Genomic DNA, 19869 nt, shown 5'->3' with positions numbered 1-19869 from the left:
AACGAGAGGAGTGGCCAATGGTGCCGAGCCGTACTGCGTTCAAGCGCAAGCAGCGCCCGAGTCGGGCCGCGGCGGCGATGGCCGGTGTTATTATGCTGGCGGCCGCGCCGTTGCTAGCCCCTGGAGGCGCGAGCGCAGCGGATCTCGTGGTCGCCTACGATCAATCGCAGCTGCTGCGCTTGCCGCGTCCGGTGTCGAGCGTGATCATCGGCAATCCCTCGATCGCCGACGTGGCCATCCAGGGCGGTAACCTGCTCGTCGTCACGGGCAAGACGTTCGGCGTGACCAACATCATCGCGCTCGACGAGGAGCGCAACATCATCCAGGACCAGCGTGTCATCGTGCAGCGCGACGAGGTGCGTACGGTCAATCTCTCGAAAGGTGGACTGCGACAGTCCTATAGCTGCACGCCGAACTGCTCTCCGACGCTCACGATCGGCGATGACTCGGAGTACTTCGAGACGATCTCGAAGCATGCCGCGGCCAAAACGAAGTTTTCGGAATCGACCAGCGGCGGCGGCGACGGACAGCAATAAGTGCTGCGAACGCGTGAGAACCGGGCGTTTGCGAACGCACGGCAAGCCCGAGCGTGCGTCCGCAAACGCAATCAGAATGGATTCCAGGTGGGACGTGACGAGAAGCGCACGTAGCCGATGCTGGCGCCGATCCTGAGGCCGAGCCCGGAGCGGATTGGAGCCATCGTGACGTCGCCGCCCTTGAGCAACGTCATGCCGACGCCGCCGACGAGATAGGCAGACCCGTCGACCCCGGTGAAGCGGCGGAACAGCGCATTCGGCTCGTGCAGATCGTAGATCAGGAACAGCGTGCGCGAGCCCGAGGCGCCCACGTCATAGCCGAGAGACGGCCCGTGCCAATAGACCTTCTGGCTGCCGCCGGACCGTAGGTAGAGCGTGCCTTCGCCGTAGCGGAGACCTGCGAGGAAAGCGCCGCCGCCCTCGTTGCCGAGGACATAGGCCGTCGGGCGCCCCGCCTTCTGGAAGGTGTGCTCGATCACGCTTGCAAGCGACGTCGAGACGGTGCCGAAGAACCCGCGGGAGGCTTCGCGGATCTCGTCCACAGTATAGCCCCCGCCATCGGCGTCGAAGCCGGACGCCTCCTCGTCAATGGGAGGCGGCAGAGCATAGGGCGCCCCCGGCGGCGGGGCGTCGTAGTTGGGCTCCCGCGGCACGGGCGGGGGCTCATGATCATGCTCGTAGGCCATGGGTGGCGGGGGGATGACGGCCTGCGCCGTTGTCGTGTTCCAGCTCGAGGTGCGCTCGTCTCCGTCAGTCTCTTCCACGGCGTGCGGGCCGGGCGTGAAATCGGCCGGCGGTGGGGCCTCCGCAACGGCGGGTGGCGTTGGCGGGGATGATGGGGGCGACGGGAGCGGCGCTGCGGGTGCTGTTTCTGTTTTTGCGATGGCCGGCGGCGCTGGTGGAGTGGGAGCGGCGTTTGCGGCCGGCGGCTGCGCCGGCTCTTTCACCGGAGCGGTTCTGCGCAAGGGCGAAAGATCCGGCTGCGGCTCTGCCGCCATCGTGGACCTCGATGCTTCTTCCGCCGGGGCCGGCGCATCCGTGGCGAGCCCGCGGAATGCGGGGGCGGCGTCGGGCGCCGAGGGCGTTTCGGTTCTTGCCGTCTCGGTCGGCCGGCCGGGCCCCGATGCCGCGATCTCGCGATCAATCTTGGCGATGAGATAGGCGGACTTGGCGCGCATGACCGTCATCAGCTCGCTCGAGGCGGCCTTGAGCTCGGCGAGATTTTCACAGGTGGCGCTGGCCTCGGCAGCATCGGTTTCGGGGCTGCCTAGCGTATCGATCTTGCTCAGGAGCTCGCCCGCCTGGGCATCGAAGGCATCGAGCTCGGCGTCGTGGATGAGCTTGAGGCCCCGGGCCTCGTAGGCGGCATCCGTCCAGCCTTTGTGATCGCGCAGCTCCTGGAGCTTCGCCTTGAGCTTGGGTTGCGTCTCGGCGCTGAATACGCGCAGCTCGGCGGCTGAGGAATCCACGGCTTCGCCAAAGCTGTCGGCGGAGCACGTCTCGGCGCGCGCCGGAGCGGCGCCCAGCAGGGCCATCGCAAAAACCCAGGCGGCGAGCCGCGTTGTCCGTCTGATCATCATCAAAACTCTCTCAAGCCGACTTTTGGCCTTTTTAGGGAGTTTAGCGACGAGAGGGCGGGAACGGCATGTCTTTTTTGGGATCTGTTCGGCGGTACGCCGTTCCGGATCAAGTCAGCATAGCTCGGCCATGATCGAAACGTCACGTTTGCGACTGGCCGGCTGGTCCGTCCTCCTCGGCGGAAGCGGTGCGTTGGATCGGAAAAAGGCGCGGGCGGGTCAGGGCACGGTCTTGACGACGCTCGACATCGGCCGCTCGCTGCCTACGGCAGGAAGACCCTTTACGTCCTTCTCGATGAGCGTGTCGTATTCGGCGAGCGTCGTGAGGTCGTCCTTGGCGGTGATGTGCACGACCTTGTAGCCGCCCTTCTTGAGAGCCGCCAAAAGAGCCGGCATGGCCTTGGCGGTGTGCGGCTGGATGTCATGCATCAGGATGATCCCTTTGCCGCGCTTCTCCACCTTCCTCATTATGCTCTCGACGAGCTTTTCCGCCGTCTGGCGCTTGAAGTCGAAGCTGTCGAGATCGGTCGAGAACATGGCAATGTTGCGGCTCGCGAGGTAGGCGAGCGTGGCTGGGGAATCGCGCAAGTAGGGATAGCGGAAGAAGGGCGCGATTGGACCGCCTACGGCCCGGTGCACGGCGCTGATGCCTTTCTCGATCTCATCCTTGGCGTCCTGATCGGACTTTTTGCGCAGGTCCTGGTGCGACCAGGTGTGGGTGCCGACGGTATGGCCGCGGCGCGCCACGTCCCGGATGATGTCCGGCAGACCGAGCGCCATCTTACCGAGGCTGAAGAAGAGCGCTTTCGTGCATTCCGCGTCGAGCGCGTCGAGGATGGCTGGGGTGGTTCTTGCCTGGGGGCCGTCGTCGAAGGTGAGCACGACCTCCTTGTCCGCCAGAAAATCATAGGCCTTGTAGTGGTCCATGCCAAAACCGGGGCCCCCCGTGGTGTCAATCTGGACCGTGCGGCCGACGCCGAGGGCGTCGGGATTTGTGCAGGTCGGTGTTGGCGATGCTTCAGGGAGAGCGGCAGTTTCGGTAGAGGCGGCCGTCTCTTGGGGCGGAGGTGCTTGGGATGGCTCGGCAGCCCCCGCAGCGGTGGCGATCAAAGCGAGCAATGCGGGCAGCAGGATGCGCATTCGTGTCCTCCCCATGTCGTTGCACCATTTTTAACAGCAAATGGCGTTGCAGGGGAGGGCGGAGAGAAAGCGTGGGGATAAGCCCGAGCGCGGACGATCGCCTTTTTTCGTTTGCTTTCGGCAAGGCTCTCAGAGTGCTTCAGGAAAAGTGGGAGCCGGTTTTCCGAAGAGAAGCACGATCGAACAAAAGCTTAGAGCCGTTCCCCGATTCCACTTAAATCGGAACGGCTCTAAAGGCGCTTGCCGGCCAGCTTGTTCAGAAATCGCGCCAGATCGACGACAACGCGCGTGTGCGTTGCCTTGCCGATGGGCTCGACGTCGTCCCGTGCGGTGATCTCGAAGGTGAGTTTCCGTCCATCGATCTCGGTCAGGGTCGCGGTTGCCGAGACTGTGCGTCCAGGCGGTGTCGCGGCCGTATGACTGAGGTCTAGGTGCACGCCCACGCTCGCTTCGCCCGCCGCGAGGTGGCTTTCGATCGCGGCGACGGCCGCCTGCTCCATGAGCGCGGCGAGGGCGGGGGTCGCGTAGACTGCTATCGTGCCGCTTCCCACCGCGGGTGCGGTGAGATCGTCGGTTACGAGTGTGCTGGCTTCGCCCGCGAGACCGATGGCAAGGCTGCGGGTCGCTTCGGGATCGGAGGGCGCCATCGGGTTCCTTTCGCTGAAAGACGGACGGGAAGGGTGAGGGGCGGCCCCTCGAGGGCAAAGCACGCCGCCGTTCGAACAAGCGATCAGGCGCTCAAATAAAAACTTAGAGCGCGCTCACGTCGCGCACTCTGATTCCGATAAGAGTGAACGCGCTCTAGCGCTGGAGGCGCAGCTCCACACGCCGGTCGAGCTGGTAGAGCGCCTCGCCCCGGTAAGCCGACCGGTCAACGCCCATGTACGGCTCGGTCTTGCCCTTGGGTGTCAGCTTGAGCGTGCCAGCGTAGCCGCCATCCTTGAGGAGTACGGCCACCGCGTCGAGACGCTCGCGTGAAAGCTCGTAATTGTAGGCGTCGCTGCCCCGTTCGTCGGCATGTCCTGTCAGCTCCACGGCGTCGAGCTTCTTGAGCGTCAGATATTCGAGCAGCAGTGCCGCCGCGCGCCGACCCTCCGGTGTCAGGGTCGCTTCATTGTAGACGAACATGATCGGAACCGGAATTACATCCGTCCGGGCCGCCGCTGACGTGGATTCCTGCGTCGTGCGGCTATGCTCCGACATATCCCCCGCAGCGGCGATCCGGGCCTCAGTATGAGCGCTGGGCTCCGGCTTCGTTCGAGATGCAATCTCTGCGGATCCATGATCTGCGGCTGTTTCGCTCTCCGCTGCTGCGTCCGTGTCGCTCGCGGTGGCGCCGGCCTCATGCGCGTCCTCTGGAGCCGCGGCGGATGCGGCGGCGGCAGGTTCTTCGGCCGGCTCAGAAGGCGATGCGGTAGCGCGGTCCGGCCCACCGTCGTTTGCCGCGGTGCCGTCGTTCGCGGCAGTCTCGTTCTGCTTGGCTTCCTCACGCGCCGCTTCGACGAGGTTCTCGAACTTGCGCATCACATCTTCGGCAGCCGACGTCGTTGGAGGGAGCGCAGGCTCGGCAGGGACTGCTGCCTCGGCCTCAGCCGCGGCGGGCTCAGGCTCGATCTGCGCCTGAGGTTGCGACGGCGGCTGCGCCTCGGTTTGCGCCTCCGCCATGTCCGTCTTGGCTTCGGGCGCGGGCGGCGTGCGGCTCACCTCGTAGGTGAGATGCGGATCGATGCTCGCAAAGCGGTGCTCGGTGAAAAGGCTCCATTCTCCGTTGGCGTCTGCTTTCGCGGTGCCGGCGCGGCGGCCGTCTTCGATGACGGTCACGTAGCTATCGGGCGCGGCGCGTCCGGCGAAAACCGATGCGCCGTCTGCGGAGATGCGAGAAATATCGATGGTGACGCCGCCTTCGGCCGGCTTCGGCTGCTCTGCGTCCGGCCGCTCGAGAGCCGCCTGCGTCTCCTCGATAACCGGTTCGGCTGCGGGAGCCGACGCCTCGGGAGTGGCTGGCGGCGCGGTCTCTTCACGACGATTTGATTGAGCTTCAGAGGGCGCTTCGGGCTCAATCGTTGCCGCGTCCCACGGCAGGTTCACGCCGAGGTGGCGGGCGCCAACGAGCGCCCCGGCGGAAACGATCAGCAAAAACAGGACAATTGCAGCGCGCCGCAGCATCGCTAGCATACCTCATGGCGTGATGGTCCAGTCATCACGATGGGCCAGGTTCAGCGAGTTATCAAGGCTTTGGCGGCGATTTTCACGGATTTAGACAGGGAGCGGAGGACCTCTCGGTCCTCCGTCCGCTGCAGGGTCGGGTCAGGTCAGGTCTTGTCGTCGGGGTTGGGGCCGCCGTCCGGAGCACGCTCGTTGCCGGGGCCATCCTGCGGGCCGCGGTCACGCTTCCAGTGGCGCTTGCCCTTGTCGCCGCCCCGGCCGCGCCGCTCGAGCTTCTGCTTCTGCTCATCGGAAAGCGCTGCGTAGAACTTCTCAGCCGCGGGACGGAACGTCTTCAGGGCTTCAAGCGACGTTTCAAGGCCGGCCTGCGTCTGGGCGAGACGCTCGACGGGATTGCGCTTGTGGCGCTCGCCGTCCTTGGCGTCCTTGGCTTGCTCGGCCGGCTTGGGGCAGACCTCGTGCAGCTTCTGGGCGGCGGCCCGGGCTGCGGTCTTGAATTCCTCGAAGACGCCCTTCTGCTCCTCGGTCGGCTTCACCCGGTGCTCGATGCGCACGAGCATGTGGTCGGCCGCTTCGGCAGGGTCTCCCCGGCAGATGCGATAGTTCGGTCCGCCGAAGGCAAGGCCCATAAGTCCCATGCTCCCGCCGCCGTGGTGGCGGGCATGCCGCTCCTTGCCGCCCCACTTGTAATGATCCCAATAGTGGCCGCGCTCTGCCATTGCGCCCGCCGCAGCGAGCCCCACCGTGGCGGCCGCGATGCTGGCCAGAACGTACTTTCCCTTGCGTGTCATGCGTTCGTTCTCCTTGTTCGAGCGGCGCGGGGCCTTCGTAACCGGCCGAGTGGTGCCGGTCTGCGCCGTCTTGGAGAATGAACGAGGGAGCGCCTGGTTTCCGTCGCGCTTTCTTTGCGGAAGCGATGCAGCACGCCGTGGTCCGGCGTGCGGTCACCCGCAGGAGAGGAGATCGCGGGAGCCGGTTTCGTCCGTCACCGTCAGCGTGGCGCCGGAGACGGTGAGCGTGAAATCATACGGCTGGGTGCTGCCTTCGACCGTACATACGGACGTTACGCGCCAGTCCCCGTCCTCCCCTTCCACCGAGGTGAACCGGCAGTGGGTCTCGTGCTGATCGTAGCCATCCTTCGAAATCACGAGCGGCGCCTCCGGCCGGTCCTGGGCAACACTGCACTGGGCGAGATCCGACGCCCAGGTGCCGACATAGGCCGGATCGGCGGCGTGCGCCGGAAAGGCCGCCAAAGCCTGTGCTGCCAGGCTGATGGCCAGGGCCGTGAGCGTGAGTGCAACGGATGGTTGTGCGGGGCGCATTGGGTCAGCTCTCCTTTTCAGCCGGGCGGCTGCATGACCTGATTTTAACTCGCAGGGAACCGCCCCGCTCGCCAGCGGTCAAGCGTGGCCCTCGGGACAGAGCTGTTTCGAGCGGCAGCTTGAGATTTGAACCTTGCCAGTCTGCCGGGTCCCGACGCATCGCGTGCAATCAGGCTCACGCGCTCGTTTGCCGCGCCTTGCGGTTGAGAGCGGCCATGAAGGCCTGGGCACCAGCGGGTGCGTGCACTTTGCCGCCATGAATGAAGTAGACGAAGACGTCGCGCGGCCGTTTCGCGCCGCCTGATTTGGGGCTTACGGTATCGTCCGTAATGCGTTTCGGCATGCCTCCTTCGGCCCATGTTCTCGCCGCGGAGACCCAGGAGGCGATCTCCTTTTCGGGATAGCAGGTGGGATTGCCGTCCTCGCCCTTCTGCAGGCGCGCATAGACGAAATCTCCCGCGGGATCGGCGATCGCCGGGTATGTCGGATGGTCCGCATAGACGACGGGTATGCCGAAGCGGCGCACGAGGGCGATGAACTCGCCGCTCTTGAACGACGGGTGGCGCACTTCGACCGTGTGGCGGAGGGGATGCCCATCGAAGTGCGCCGGCAGAAGCTCCAGAAAGGCGCCGAAATCGGCGGCATCGAAGACCTTGGTCGGTGCGAACTGCCACAGCAGAGGGCCAAGCCGATCGCCGAGCATGGTCGGCCCCGAATCGAGAAAGCGTCGGATCGAGTCACCGGCCTCGGCGAGCACGCGCCGGTTGGTGGCGAACCGCGGGCCCTTGACGGAGAACACGAAGCCGTCGGGTACCGTCTCCGCCCACTTGGCGAAGGTGGCCGGCGTCTGCGACCGGTAGTAGGTGCCGTTGATCTCGATGGTGGAAAGCGCGCGGCTCGCAAACTCGAGCTCCTTCGCATGGGGGAGCTTTTCAGGATAGAACGTGCCGCGCCACGGCTCGAACGTCCAGCCGCCGATGCCGGCTCTGATGGTACCCTGCTCGCCCATGGGCTTCGCGGTCCTTGGTCTTTTCGACCTGCAACATAGGGCAGCGGCGCTAAGCCGGGCAACCTCGCAAGCGGGCCTCCACGCGAGGTGCCGCCCGTTGAATCGCGCTTCGGCGCTTGGCGCGCGAACGCGTTCCGCCGCGTATAAGGAAGCCGGAAGCGGCGAGGCGAGGCCGGAGGCCGCCTTGAATGCGGGCCAAGTCTGAGGCAGGAAGGCACGTCTCCATCAGAGCGCCGATGGACAAGCGCGCCGGTTTTCCGGAATCTGGACTATAAACCAACGTAATAGATCCGTTCCGCACATCTCGTCATGGGAGATGGCTTGTCGGGCGGAACGAGGGCCTGAGACATGAGCGAACGGGAAACGACACCAAAGCAGCTTCTGTATCTCGTATTCGGCGGCGAGTTGCGCGATCTCGACGGCGTCGAGTTCCGCGATCTCAGCCAGCTCGACGTTGTCGGTATCTATCCGAGCCACGAGGAAGCGCTGGCCGCCTGGAGGTCCGTGGCGCAGAGGACTGTGGATAACGCCGCCATGCGCTATTTCATCGTGCACCTGCACCATCTGCTCGAGCCGGCGGCAACCCGCACGGAAGTCGATGCCTGACGGCGACTCGCAAAGCGCGCCTCTCGGGAGCGGCAGGCTGGAAGCTGCCCATTAGAGCCGTTCCCCGTTGCCCCTTAAACCGGAACGGCTCTAGCAGGCCGCACAGATCCAGGAAACGCAAAGAGCGATGGCGAAGACGAGAGGCGAGGGCGCCGATGGGCGATCGGCACGGCGCGAGAAGAGAGCGCTCGACGCTCATTCCAGGCGTCTGCTGGCGCGGTTCCTCTCGGAATGGATGTGGCCGCGCTGGCGCGAGCTTCTGGTGGCGCTTCTGCTAACGGGGGCCCTCGCGCTGGCCACCGGCGCCTATCCGATGGTGATCAAGTTCTCCTTCGACAGCCTGCTGGGCGGAGATGTGACTTGGCTGCCCTGGGTGCTGATCGGCATCATCACGATCACGCTCGCACGGAGCGTCTTCCTCTACCTGCAGACGGTGGCGACGCAGCGCATCGTTCTGCGGCAGACGGCCGACATGCAGAGCGTCACGTTCCGCCACCTGATCGATGCCGACTATGCGCGCCTCACACGCGACACACCTGGCCGCATGATGTCGAAGCTCACCAACGACATCCAGTTCATCCAGCAGGCGACGCTCGCCTCCATGAACTCGATCATGCGCGATACGCTGTCCGTGGTCGCGCTCGTGGGATCGATGTTCTATCTCGACTGGATGATCTCTCTCGTCGTGCTCGGGGTCTATCCGTTCGCCGTGTTGCCGATCGCGGCCATCGCGCGGCGGGTCCGGCGCAATTCCACGCGCACGCAGACCGAGCTCGGCGGCATGACGGCGCTCCTTGCCGAAAAGCTCGGTGCGACACGCCTGATCAAGACGTTCCGGCTCGAGGACTATGCGGCGGGCCGCATGAACCACAGCTTCGAGGAAGTGTTCCGCTGGAAGCTCAAGGGCGTGGCCGTCAAGGCGCGCCTCGAATCCTTGCTCGAGGCGCTGGGCGGCGCAGCGGTGGCGGGCGTGATCTGGGTCGCCTACTGGCGTATCTCGAGCGGCGCCTCGACCGTCGGCGACTTCATGGGCCTCACCGCCGCGCTGCTGATGGCGGCTCAACCCTTGAAGGCCGTGGGCGGGCTCACGGCGCGCATCCAGGAGGGGCTGGCGGCCCTCGAAAGCGTCTACGGCATCCTTGACGATCAGCCGAAGACGACGGATCGGCCCAACGCCAAGCCGCTCGCCATCAACAGTGGTGCGGTGAGCTTTGACCGGGTCTCGTTCCACTATGAGGATACGTCGATCCCCGCCATCTCCAACTTCTCCCTCGACGTGAAGGGGGGGCAGACGGTGGCGCTGGTCGGGCGTTCTGGCGCTGGCAAATCGACCATCGTCAACCTTGTGCCACGCCTTTTCGACGTGACGGGCGGGGCCATCCGCATCGATGGGCAGGATATTCGCGATGTGACGCTGGCTTCGCTGCGCACGTCGATTGCGCTCGTCAGCCAGGAGGTGACGCTGTTCGACGATACGATCCGCGCCAACATCGCGCTTGGCCGTCTCGGGGCTGATGAGGAGGAGATCGTGGCCGCGGCCAGAGCGGCGGCGGCGCATGATTTCATCATGAGCCAGCCGCAAGGCTACGACACGATCATCGGTGACCGCGGCGTGCGTCTTTCCGGCGGACAGCGCCAGCGGCTGGCCCTCGCCGCGGCGATCCTGAAGGATGCGCCGATCCTGCTCCTCGACGAGGCGACGAGCGCGCTCGATACGCACTCGGAGCGGTTCGTGCAGCAGGCGCTCGAGGATTTCACCAAGGGGCGCACGACCATCGTCATCGCCCACCGCCTGTCGACGGTGCAGAATGCGGATCTGATCTGCGTCATGGAGGACGGTGCGCTGGTGGAAAGCGGCACCCACGGCGAGCTGCTCGCGCAAGGCGGCGCTTATGCGCGGCTCGTGCAGGCGCAGCTTCTGTCGGATGCTCCGGAGGACGCGGCGCCTGCAGGGGCGACGATCAACTGATCGCGTCCGGCACGGCGAGAAGACAGAGCCCAAACAGGCCCCCGACAACCACCGGTTCACTCGCGACGGAAGATCTTGTCGACGATGCGGTTCGCCCAACGGCGCGAGTGGAGATTCGCGGCGACATCGGCCGGATCATAGACGGTGGCGACCCAATCGTAGAATTCGATCGGTGTCTTGGCGTCGTAGGCGAGATAGGCCTCGAAGAAGAGATCGAGAATGCCGGTGTCCGCCTGCCGGATGTGCCCGTAGCGGAGGGAGAGCTGGCGGCGCGCCTCCGAGATGGGAACGCCGTGGCGCGTATGAAGGTAGAGCGCGCTCATCAGCCCGACGCGGTCGGCCCCTGACTTGCAATGCATGAGCATGGGATAGGCGACGTCTGCGAACAGCTCGCGCGCAGCCAGCACCTCGTCGCGCGTGGGCGCGGCACGGGAGCGGACGCGGAAGTCCACGAGCGTGATGCCAGCTTCCCGGCAGGCGGCCTTCTCCAGCGTGTAGGTGGACGAATCCGCCGGCCCGCGCAGGTTGACGATCGTGCGGATCCCATGGCGCGCGTGGCGGCGGACCTGGTAGGGCAGCGGCTGGGCGGCACGCCAAGCGTCCGGCGCCAAGCGGTGCCGATTGGGAAACATGAGGCGCACAACGAGGTGGTCGAGCAGCAGCATATCCAGATAGCGGGCATAGGGCTCGATACGCACGCGCCAGGCGTCTGGCAGTATCGAGGACACCACGTCCACGCCCGCCCATGCCGCGCGGCGGACCGTCCGCTTTGCTCGTTTCGTAAGGCGTGCCATTGGCGCCCGCGAATCCCACCTGAAACCCATGTATGGAGCTGACGCCGGCCGTGCCCGGGATCCGGCCCGGGGTGGGTAGCATTATCCCGGGCGATCTGTCGAACCCCTTGTGTACCAGGGCGCTCAACCGGTTGCGCCCGCCGCGTATTCCCTATAGGGAAATTGGCGTCGACCGATGTGGTGGTGCCCGTGTGGCCATCGCGCAATCCGCGAGTGTGGCAAGGCTTGCTCGCGGACGATGGCGGTCAGCGCGAGGCCTTGCACAGCGTTCCGTCCCGCGCCCCTTCGGTCGCAGGCCTCGCCCTGGAGATCCGGCCGGGGCAGTTGACAAGCGGGGCAGCATTGCCATCCGGGTCGCCCCCTCAGCGATCTCGGCGAGATCTGCAAAGAGGGCTCACACAGCTCCGCCAGGGAGGGCGACAGAGGCCGATCGATGGCACCATCGCCACAGCAAGAGTCGAAGCTCGGCACGTTCATCGGCCGTCTCGGCGCCCGTTACACGCGCTTCGTGCGCGCCACCTCCACGGTCACGATCGAGCCTTCGGATGCGGTGGCGCGCGCCAACGAGCTGCATCCGTTCATCCTCGCCATGTGGCACGGCCAGTTCGTGCTGATGCCCACCCTGCATGAACTGAACGGCAAGACGTTTGCGGTGTCGGCCATGGTGGCGCGCCATAAGGATGCCGTCGCGATCCGCACGCTGCTCGCGGAATTCGATATCGAAGTGGTGAAGGGCGCGGGCGCCGGCACGCGACGGCGCGACCGGGGTGGTGCCTCCGCATTGAGGACCGCGCTGCGGCAGCTCAAGGATGGGCGCACGTTCTCCATTACGGCGGACATCCCGCCGGGGCCCGCGCGGCGGGCCGGTATCGGCGTCGTCACGCTGGCGAAGTATTCCGGCCGTCCGATCGTGCCGTTTGCCGTCGCCACCTCGCGCTTCCTGGCGTTGCCGACCTGGAGCCGGCTCACCATCAACCTGCCGTTCTCGAAGATGGCGTATGTCATCGGCGATCCGATCTGGGTGCCGGCTGACGCGGACGAAGCCAGCCTCGAGGCCTATCGGCAGGCCGTGGATGCGGGGCTCGGCCGCGTCACGGCGCGTGCCTATGCGATCACCGGAGGAAACCTCGCACGCGCTACGCCCCCCCTGCCGCCCGCACCGCCGACAGAGCCGGCTCCGGAAGGTTTCACGCTCAAAGCGTATCGCGGCGCGACCAAGCTCCTGGGCTTCGGCGCGCCGCTGCTTCTCGCCGTGCGCACCCGGCAGGGCAAGGAGGAGGCGGGCCGCCGTCCGGAGCGTTACGGCGCTGCGAGCCTTGCCCGTCCCGACGGTCCGCTTCTGTGGATCCATGCCGCGAGCGTCGGGGAAGCGAACTCGGTGCTGCCCGTGATCGAGCGTCTTCTCTCCGTACGCGACGACGCTTCCGTGCTGCTCACGACCGGCACGGTGACCTCGGCGGCGATGGCGCGGCGGCGCCTCCCGCCGCGGGCGCTGCATCAGTACGTTCCGCTCGATTCGCCGGTGTTCGCGCGGGACTTTCTGGATTATTGGAAGCCCGATGCGGCGGCTTTCGTCGAGAGTGAAGTGTGGCCGAACCTCATCATGGAGGTGGCCCGCCAGGGGGTTCCGCTGGCGCTCATCAACGCGCGCATGTCGGCGCGCAGCACACGCCGGTGGAGATGGATCAGGGGGCTCTCTCTGCCGCTCTTTTCGCGTTTCGATCTCGTGCTGGCGCAGAATGAGGTGTTCGCGCGGACGCTGCGGCGTCTCGGAGCTCGCCAGGTGGAGGCCATCGGCAACCTCAAGATCGACGCGCCGCCGCCGGTGGTCGATGCGGCGGAATTGGAGCGGCTCCGCCGGGAGCTGGCGGGGCGGCCGCTGCTCGTCGCCGCGAGCACGCACGATCCGGAGGAAGAGATCGTGGCCGAGGCGCATAGGCTCGTTGCGCGCCGCCTGCCGGGTTTTTGCACCATCATTGCCCCGCGCCATCCAGGACGCGGCACAGCCGTCGCCGGCGCGTTGCGCGAAGGGGGCTTCAAGGTCGCACTGCGCTCCGACGGAGAGCGCCCCGACGCGGCCACCGATATCTACATCGTCGATGCCATCGGCGAGCTCGGCACGCTTTATGCGCTGGCCGACGTGGCCTTCGTCGGCGGCTCTCTGATTCGCCATGGGGGTCAGAACCCGATCGAGGCCGTCGGCCATGGTGCAGCGGTGCTGACGGGACCTCACTGGAGCAACTTCCGTGATTTCTACCGCGCGCTTCTCCGCCATAAAGGTGCGCGGGAAATAAACTCCGCGGAAACGCTGGCCGCAGCTGTGGAGGAGATCCTGATGCACGAGGGCGAGCTGCAGCGTATGCGCGCCGGCGGCAAGGCGGCGCTCTCTTCCCTCTCGGGCGCGCTCGACCGCACGGTGGCAGCGCTCGCCGGCCTACTGCCTGAAGCCTCACGGGCGCGCCGTGCGTCTTGATGAACCCGCTTGGTGGTACGACGCAAGCCGCCGCTCCCTCGCTGCGCGCCTGCTGGGGCCTCTCGGCGCCCTTTACGGAGCCGCAGTAGAACGCCGCTTCGCAGCGGCCGCGCCTTATCGTTCGGCGCTGCCCGTTATCTGTGTCGGCAATTTCACCGCCGGCGGTACTGGCAAGACGCCGCTCACGCGCTATCTGCTCGCCGCGCTCGCGGCACGAGGCAAGCGCGGCGTCTGCCTGACGCGCGGCTACGGCGGATCGCTCGCTGGTCCGGTCTGGGTAGAAAGCGCCCGGCACACGGCGCACGAGGTTGGCGACGAGCCGCTTCTCATTGCACGCGGCGCGGTCGACGGAGGAGCGGAGGGTGCCAGTGCGCGGGTCATGGTCGCGCGTGATCGCCGCGCGGGAATGATGGCGATCGAAGCTTCGGTGGCGGCCGACGCCGTGGTCATGGACGACGGATTGCAGAACCCGCATCTCGCCAAGGATCTCTCGATTGCGGTTGTTGATGCGCGGCGCGGCTTCGGCAACGGACACGTGATTCCGGCGGGACCTTTGCGCGCCGCGGTGCCGTTCCAGCTCGGTCTCGTCGATTGCATTGTGGTCATGGGACGCGAAGCGGGCGCGGGCGGTTTGCCGGCGGGCGAAGCGCTCAAGAAGCGGTTTCCGGGCCCCGTCCTCAGCGGCGCTGTCGAAGCGGCGGGCGATCCCGGCTGGATCCGGGGGGCACGGCTCGTCGCCTTTGCCGGCATCGCCAATCCGATGCGTTTCTTTCACATGCTCGAGAGCTTTGCGCCACAGTCTTTAGCCTGCCGGACGTTTCCGGATCATCATCCGTTCACGGATGCCGAAGCGGCGCGGCTGATGGCCGAGGCAGAGGCGGCCGGCGCCGAGCTGGTCACCACCGAAAAGGACTTGGCGCGGCTCGCCGGCTTGCCGGGCGCCTGCGGCGATCTTGCGGCGCGCTCGCGCACACTCCCCATCTGCGTCGCGTTCGGTGAGCGTGACCGCGTGCGCCTCGATGCGCTGATCGACGGGGTTCTCAAGCGGGGCAGCGGTTGATTTCCGCGGTGCGCCCTGCCCGGTGGGCGCGCGATCCTGTCGAAGTCTTGCGCCCCGGTCAGTCTCGCTCTCTGCCGCTCTCGACATGAAAGCGGTGAAGCACGCGGTGGGCGATCGGTGAGAGCACAAAGCCGGCGCCGATGATGATGATGAGGCCGGAGAGAATGGCGTAGAAGCCAGCGAAGAGCTTTCCGGCCGTCGTGTGGAGCTGATCGACCGGGCCCATGCCCGAGAGGATCATCGCGGCGTTGACGAAAGCGTCGGTGAAGCTCATGCCCTCGGTCACGGCATAGCCGATCATGCCGATGACGAGGCCGCCGAATGTGAGCACCAGCCATAACCCGATCGCCCACGCCAGCCTGATGGCGAAGGCCCGCCTCGGGATCACCTTTTGACTTTTGTGCTCCAAGTGAATGACGGGACGTTGCATGGGCTCTGATGAGTTCGAAGTCCGCGCGCTACCATCGAAGCAGCGACACGGATATGAAGCCTAGAGGGCTTCTGGAAAAAGGGAACCGGTTTTCCGGGACGTCGCACGGAACAAAAAACTTGCCGGCTTTTGCTTGCCGCCACGCCCCCGATCGGCAAGTTCATCTCCGAGATTCTGACGTTCGGCTTTCCCGATGCTGAGGGTGAGGTGGTGCTGGTTTCGCCGGAGCGGCCCGTGCCGAACGGCGGCCGGCTGTTCTGAGGCGAGCTCCCTGGCCGAACCAAGACAAAAAAGCCCCCGAATTTTCTCGGGGGCTTTTCTTTGATCAGTTGTCGAGGAAGCTGCGGAGCTTCCGGCTGCGGCTCGGGTGCTTGAGTTTCCGCAGCGCCTTCGCTTCGATCTGGCGGATGCGCTCGCGCGTCACCGAGAACTGCTGGCCCACTTCCTCCAGCGTGTGGTCGGTGTTCATGCCGATGCCGAAGCGCATGCGCAGGACGCGCTCCTCGCGCGGCGTGAGCGAGGCCAGCACCCGCGTTGTCGTCTCGCGCAGGTTGGCGGCAATGGCCGCCTGGTCCGGCAGCACCGCGTTCCTGTCCTCGATGAAGTCGCCGAGGTGGCTGTCCTCCTCGTCGCCGATCGGCGTTTCGAGCGAGATCGGCTCCTTGGCGATCTTCAAGACCTTGCGCACCTTCTCGAGCGGCATCGCAAGCTTCTCGGCAAGCTCTTCCGGCGTTGGCTCGCGGCCGATCTCGTGGAGCATCTGCCGGCTCGTGCGCACGATCTTGTTGATGGTCTCGATCATGTGCACGGGGATGCGGATGGTGCGCGCCTGGTCCGCGATGGAGCGCGTGATAGCCTGCCGGATCCACCACGTGGCGTACGTCGAGAACTTGTAGCCGCGGCGGTACTCGAACTTGTCGACGGCCTTCATGAGGCCGATGTTGCCCTCCTGGATGAGATCCAGGAACTGCAGGCCGCGGTTCGTGTATTTCTTGGCGATGGAGATCACGAGGCGCAGGTTCGCCTCCACCATCTCCTTCTTCGCCTGCCGGGCCTCGCGCTCGCCCTTCTGCACGGCCTTGACGATGCGGCGGTACTCGGCGATCTCGAGGCCGGTCTCGGTGGCGAGCTCGTGGATGTCCTTGCGGATCTGCTCGATCGTCGGGCGCTCATTCTTAATGAGCTGGCCCCACTTCTTCCCGCTCTCGGCCACGCGGTCGAGCCAAGTCTGGTCGAGCTCGTTGCCGAAGTACTCGTCAATGAAGGTCTGACGTGCAACGCCATAGCTGTCGGCGAGCCGCATCAGGCGGCCTTCGAGGCCGACGAGACGGCGGTTGATGGCGTAGAGCTGCTCGACGAGGCTTTCGATACGGGCGTTGTTCAGCGATAGGCTCTTGACGTCCGTGATGATCTCTTCGCGCAGCTTGTCGTAGGCCTTCTGCTGCTGGCGCGAGCCGGCTTCGCCCGCGACCTGCTGCTCGAGCTTCTTGTCCTGCTGCTTGCGCAGCTTCTTGTACGTGGATGCGATGCGATCGAAGGTCTCGAGCACCTTGGGCTTGAGCTCGGCTTCCATGGCGGCGAGCGAAAGCGCGTTCTCGAACTCGTCGTCGTCGTCGTCCTTCTCAGACCCCTCGGACTCCTCGCTCTCCTCGCCGTCGCCCGAGGCCGCAGGCGGAGCCTTGGCCTCGGGGCCCTCATAGGTGGCCTCGAGATCGATGATGTCGCGCAGGAGAATCTTGCCTTCGTTCAGCTCGTCGCGCCAGATGATGATCGCCTGGAAGGTGAGGGGGCTCTCGCAGAGCCCGGCGATCATCGCTTCGCGGCCGGCCTCGATGCGCTTCGCGATCGCGATCTCGCCTTCGCGCGAAAGCAGCTCCACCGAGCCCATCTCGCGGAGATACATGCGCACGGGGTCGTCCGTCCGCTCGGCCGGCTCGGCGCGCGTCTCGGAGCGGGCAGGCGCGCCGCCCGTCGCTACGAGCGAGCGGCTCTCCTCCTCGTCTCCTTCCGAGCCCGCTTCGGCGCCATCTTCGCCTTCCTCGGTCTCGACGACGTTGATGCCCATGTCGGAGAGCATCGCCATCGTGTCCTCGATTTGATCGGGAGACACCTCTTCGGAAGGCAATACGGAGTTCAGCTCGTCCAGAGTGACGTAGCCGCGCGCCTTGGCCGTCTTGAGCAGGCGCTTCACCGCCTGGTCAGACAGGTCCAGCAGCGGGCTGTCGCGCTCGGGGGACTCCGCCGTCGCCGTATCCTGATCTTCGTTCTTTGCAGCGTTTGCCATATCTCTCAACCGTCGCCAAAGAGTGGGGAAGGGCGCGCCTGCCGCGCCCGGTCATTTCAATTCGAGACCCGCCGTCGTGGCGGAGGTTCATGTTCATGCCGGAAGGCGTCGGCAACTTCAGGCGCGCCGCAAAACGCGCCGGAATGCCGAATGGGTGCCGAGGGCCGCCAGCGACATGCTCCGGTCCTCTCGACGGCGAAGCTCCGCCTTGGATCGGCCACACAGGTCGCGATTAGAATCGTGTCGCTCCCCCCCATCATCAAGACGCGTATCCCCGCCCGGCGGACATATCGTCGACATCCATGGCGCTCGCGATCTCGAGCTGCCGCTTGAGATCGCAGATGCGCGCGAAGGATGCCTCGCTGCCATCTTCGTGCCAGGCTTGCTCGGCCGCTTCCAGCGATCGCTTGAGCCCCACGTGCCGCTCATGCATCGCGAGGGCGTGGCGCCAGCCATCTTCCACCTCGGTGCGCTCGGCATGGGGTTCTGCAAATCGATCGCTTTTGTGCGAAACGGCTCGTTCGACAAGGGTCAAGGCCTTGCCGACGCTTGATTTGTTCAAGTGGGTTCGAAGAGTCGCCGTGTCAAGTGAATTATCAAGGGCGTGCGCGGAAAGCACCGCGTCACGCAGTCCCGAAAGGGCGGGTGAGGTGAACGGGACCTCGGCAATGGCCTCCGCGTGCTCCTCGATCAGCCAGGGATGGTTGAGCATGGCTTTGATGAGCACGGCTTCGCGGTAGGGAGGAAGACCTCCCCCCGCGGCGACGAGCGTGCTCTTCCTGAGCGCGGACGATGGGTTAACGCGCTGATTCTGATAGCCCAACGTCGGGTTCGGGCGACCTCGTCCGCTGTTGGGAAGGAATGGGGCGCCCGCGGGGAAGCGCCGCTTTGCGAACTCGGAGAGGGGGCGGGACCTGGGCTGCGGCCCATGGCTCTGCGTCCTCTGGCCTCCCCATCCGCCCCATGCCTCCGCGAGCCGCTCGCCAAGCGCGCGGCGATAGTGTGTCCGCACCGTCTCGTCCGCGATGGTGGTGACCAGCGCCTTGAGGCGGCTCTCGAGCCCGGCGCGGCGCTCGGGTGTCGTCCAGTCGCTGCGGCCCCATTCCCGCTCGAACAGCACATCAACTAGCGGCCGGGCGCGGGCGAGACAGGCATCGAGCGCTGCGGGCCCCTGCTGGCGCACGATATCGTCCGGATCGAGGCCTTCGGACAGGAAGGCGAACATGAGGCTGGTGCCGGGCTTAAGGTGCGGTAGCGCCGTATCGACGGCACGATGCGCGGCGCGCTTGCCGGCCTCGTCGCCGTCGAAACAGAGGATGGGCTCGGGAGCCATCCTCCAGAGCAGCCTGAGCTGGTCCTCGGTCAGCGCCGTGCCGAGGGGAGCTACGGTTTCGGTAAATCCTGCTTCTACAAGGGAAATCGCATCCATGTAGCCTTCGACCGCGATCAGGCGCTCCTTGTCGTGGGCGGCGGGCCGCGCGCGGTGGGCGTTGAAGAGAAGATGCCCTTTGTGAAAGAGCGGCGTTTCGGGGGAGTTCAGATATTTGGCGTTCTGCGCAGGATCGAGCGCGCGGCCTCCGAAGGCGACGATGCGGCCCCTCAAGTCGCAAATCGGAAACATCAGCCGATGGCGGAAGCGGTCGTAAGCGACGGGGATGTCGTCGCCCGCGATCAGCATGCCGGACAGCGTCATGTCCTCAAGGGTGAAGCCGGCCTGCGCCAGATGCTCCTTGAGCGCGGAGCGGGCGCTCGGCGCATAGCCGATACGGAACTCGCCGAGGGTTTCGGGTTTCAAGCCCCGCCGTTCGATGTAGCGGCGGGCTTCGAGGCCGGCCGGGCTGCGAAGCTGCTCCTCGAAAAACCTGGCGGATTCTTCCATGAGGGCGAGGAGGCGGGTGCGCTGGTCTTCCCGCGCCTCGTCGTGCGCATCGGGCTTTGGCAGCGCGACGCCCGCTTCATGAGCCAGCCGTTCGACGGCCTCGGGAAAGCTCAGGCCCTCCGTGGCCATGACGAACTTGAAGATGTCGCCGTGCTCGCCCGAGGCGAAACAGTGATAGAAACCCTTCTGGTCGTTGACGAAAAAAGATGGCGTCTTTTCAACCTTGAAGGGCGAGAGGCCGGCATATTCTCGCCCCTTCCGCTTCAGCGCAACCTTACGGCCCACGACCTGGCTCACCGGGAGCCGGGCGCGGATCTCGTCCAGAAGCTGAGGCGAAAATCGCATGGTGGCAGAACTATCCGCAGATGACGAAAAAGCGAGGCGGCAGGCTTGCTTTTCAGCATGCGGCGCGTCCAGGCCAGGAAGGTACGCGATTCGCTGAGCGCCTCGCCGGAAGCCCAGATGCACGCGATACTTTTGAGCACAATCCACAGGCCGGATGGGCCGGCGGACCTGTGGTTTCTCCTGCGACGGGAGAGGATGCCGGGGCAGGTGAACGGGCTTTTCAAGTGCGCAGCGCAGGGGAGCGGGGATGGTCCGCGTCGGGGTTGCAGCGCGTTTTTC

The 19869-nt window shown here is 65.8% G+C and carries 16 protein-coding genes and 1 pseudogene; 6 read left to right on the top strand and 11 right to left on the bottom strand.

Annotation, left to right across the window (positions count from 1 at the left end):
• Nucleotides 1-17 precede the first annotated feature (17 nt).
• A complete protein-coding gene (locus tag V7P99_RS12285; RefSeq protein ID WP_333795115.1) occupies nt 18-536 on the top strand; it encodes a pilus assembly protein N-terminal domain-containing protein in 519 nt (172 codons plus the stop codon).
• 71 nt (nt 537-607) lie between these two features.
• On the opposite strand, the gene V7P99_RS12280 is transcribed toward V7P99_RS12285, so the two are convergent.
• The 7 genes from V7P99_RS12280 to V7P99_RS12250 all read right to left on the bottom strand — a co-directional run bounded on the left by V7P99_RS12280 (nt 608) and on the right by V7P99_RS12250 (nt 7750).
• The gene (locus V7P99_RS12280; protein WP_333795114.1) at nt 608-2116 is read right to left on the bottom strand and encodes an EipA family protein; all 1509 of its coding nucleotides are present in this window, start codon (nt 2114-2116) and stop codon (nt 608-610) included.
• A gap of 216 nt (nt 2117-2332) precedes the next feature.
• On the bottom strand, nt 2333-3253 hold the full coding sequence (locus V7P99_RS12275; protein ID WP_333795113.1) for a polysaccharide deacetylase family protein: 921 nt from the start codon (nt 3251-3253) through the stop codon (nt 2333-2335).
• Nucleotides 3254-3483: 230 nt separating this feature from the next.
• Nucleotides 3484-3900 (bottom strand): thioesterase family protein, encoded by a 417-nt coding sequence (locus tag V7P99_RS12270; protein WP_333795112.1) that lies wholly within the window; start codon nt 3898-3900, stop codon nt 3484-3486.
• A 154-nt stretch (nt 3901-4054) separates the two neighbouring features.
• Nucleotides 4055-5419: an OmpA family protein gene (locus V7P99_RS12265; RefSeq protein ID WP_333795111.1), complete on the bottom strand. Its 1365-nt coding sequence runs from the start codon at nt 5417-5419 to the stop codon at nt 4055-4057.
• Nucleotides 5420-5565: 146 nt separating this feature from the next.
• On the bottom strand, nt 5566-6210 hold the full coding sequence (locus V7P99_RS12260; protein WP_333795110.1) for a Spy/CpxP family protein refolding chaperone: 645 nt from the start codon (nt 6208-6210) through the stop codon (nt 5566-5568).
• Between the two features lie 153 nt (nt 6211-6363).
• Nucleotides 6364-6741 carry a hypothetical protein gene (locus V7P99_RS12255; RefSeq protein WP_333795109.1) on the bottom strand — a complete coding sequence of 126 codons (378 nt, stop codon included), beginning with the start codon at nt 6739-6741 and terminating at the stop codon, nt 6364-6366.
• A 175-nt stretch (nt 6742-6916) separates the two neighbouring features.
• Nucleotides 6917-7750 carry a DUF72 domain-containing protein gene (locus V7P99_RS12250; RefSeq protein WP_333795108.1) on the bottom strand — a complete coding sequence of 278 codons (834 nt, stop codon included), beginning with the start codon at nt 7748-7750 and terminating at the stop codon, nt 6917-6919.
• A gap of 348 nt (nt 7751-8098) precedes the next feature.
• Here V7P99_RS12250 and V7P99_RS12245 point away from each other — a divergent pair, with 348 nt between their 5' ends.
• Together V7P99_RS12245 and V7P99_RS12240 are read left to right on the top strand one after the other, a co-directional pair.
• Complete coding sequence (locus V7P99_RS12245) at nt 8099-8356, top strand: DUF4170 domain-containing protein (RefSeq protein WP_333795107.1); 258 nt, start codon at nt 8099-8101, stop codon at nt 8354-8356.
• 127 nt (nt 8357-8483) lie between these two features.
• Nucleotides 8484-10325, top strand: coding sequence for an ABC transporter ATP-binding protein (locus tag V7P99_RS12240; protein ID WP_333795106.1), 1842 nt, complete (start codon nt 8484-8486; stop codon nt 10323-10325).
• Between the two features lie 56 nt (nt 10326-10381).
• Here the strand turns inward: V7P99_RS12240 and V7P99_RS12235 are convergent, their stop codons facing one another.
• Complete coding sequence (locus V7P99_RS12235; protein WP_333795105.1) at nt 10382-11119, bottom strand: fused DSP-PTPase phosphatase/NAD kinase-like protein; 738 nt, start codon at nt 11117-11119, stop codon at nt 10382-10384.
• Between the two features lie 433 nt (nt 11120-11552).
• Here V7P99_RS12235 and V7P99_RS12230 point away from each other — a divergent pair, with 433 nt between their 5' ends.
• Nucleotides 11553-13592, top strand: a complete 2040-nt coding sequence (locus tag V7P99_RS12230; RefSeq protein WP_333795104.1) for a glycosyltransferase N-terminal domain-containing protein — start codon at nt 11553-11555, stop codon at nt 13590-13592.
• Nucleotides 13582-14652 (top strand): tetraacyldisaccharide 4'-kinase, encoded by a 1071-nt coding sequence (gene lpxK / locus V7P99_RS12225; protein WP_333795103.1) that lies wholly within the window; start codon nt 13582-13584, stop codon nt 14650-14652. The genes V7P99_RS12230 and lpxK overlap by 11 nt, the downstream gene beginning before the upstream one ends.
• Before the next feature lie 58 nt (nt 14653-14710).
• Here lpxK and V7P99_RS12220 read toward each other — a convergent pair whose 3' ends face one another.
• Nucleotides 14711-15082 carry a hypothetical protein gene (locus V7P99_RS12220; protein WP_333795102.1) on the bottom strand — a complete coding sequence of 124 codons (372 nt, stop codon included), beginning with the start codon at nt 15080-15082 and terminating at the stop codon, nt 14711-14713.
• 144 nt (nt 15083-15226) lie between these two features.
• On the opposite strand from V7P99_RS12220, the pseudogene V7P99_RS12215 reads away from it, so the two are divergent.
• A pseudogene (locus V7P99_RS12215) lies at nt 15227-15343 on the top strand (tRNA-binding protein); the annotation flags it as partial.
• A 64-nt stretch (nt 15344-15407) separates the two neighbouring features.
• On the opposite strand, the gene rpoD reads toward V7P99_RS12215, so the two are convergent.
• Complete coding sequence (gene rpoD / locus V7P99_RS12210; protein WP_333795101.1) at nt 15408-17366, bottom strand: RNA polymerase sigma factor RpoD; 1959 nt, start codon at nt 17364-17366, stop codon at nt 15408-15410.
• A gap of 259 nt (nt 17367-17625) precedes the next feature.
• A complete protein-coding gene (gene dnaG, locus V7P99_RS12205) occupies nt 17626-19590 on the bottom strand; it encodes a DNA primase (RefSeq protein ID WP_333795100.1) in 1965 nt (654 codons plus the stop codon).
• Nucleotides 19591-19869: the final 279 nt, after the last annotated feature.

The organism is Hyphomicrobium sp., from assembly GCF_036780825.1.
In the GTDB taxonomy this organism is placed as follows: Bacteria; Pseudomonadota; Alphaproteobacteria; order Rhizobiales; family Hyphomicrobiaceae; genus Hyphomicrobium_C.
Note: the sequence above shows the minus strand (reverse complement) of the source record. Positions and strands in the feature narration are given on the sequence as shown.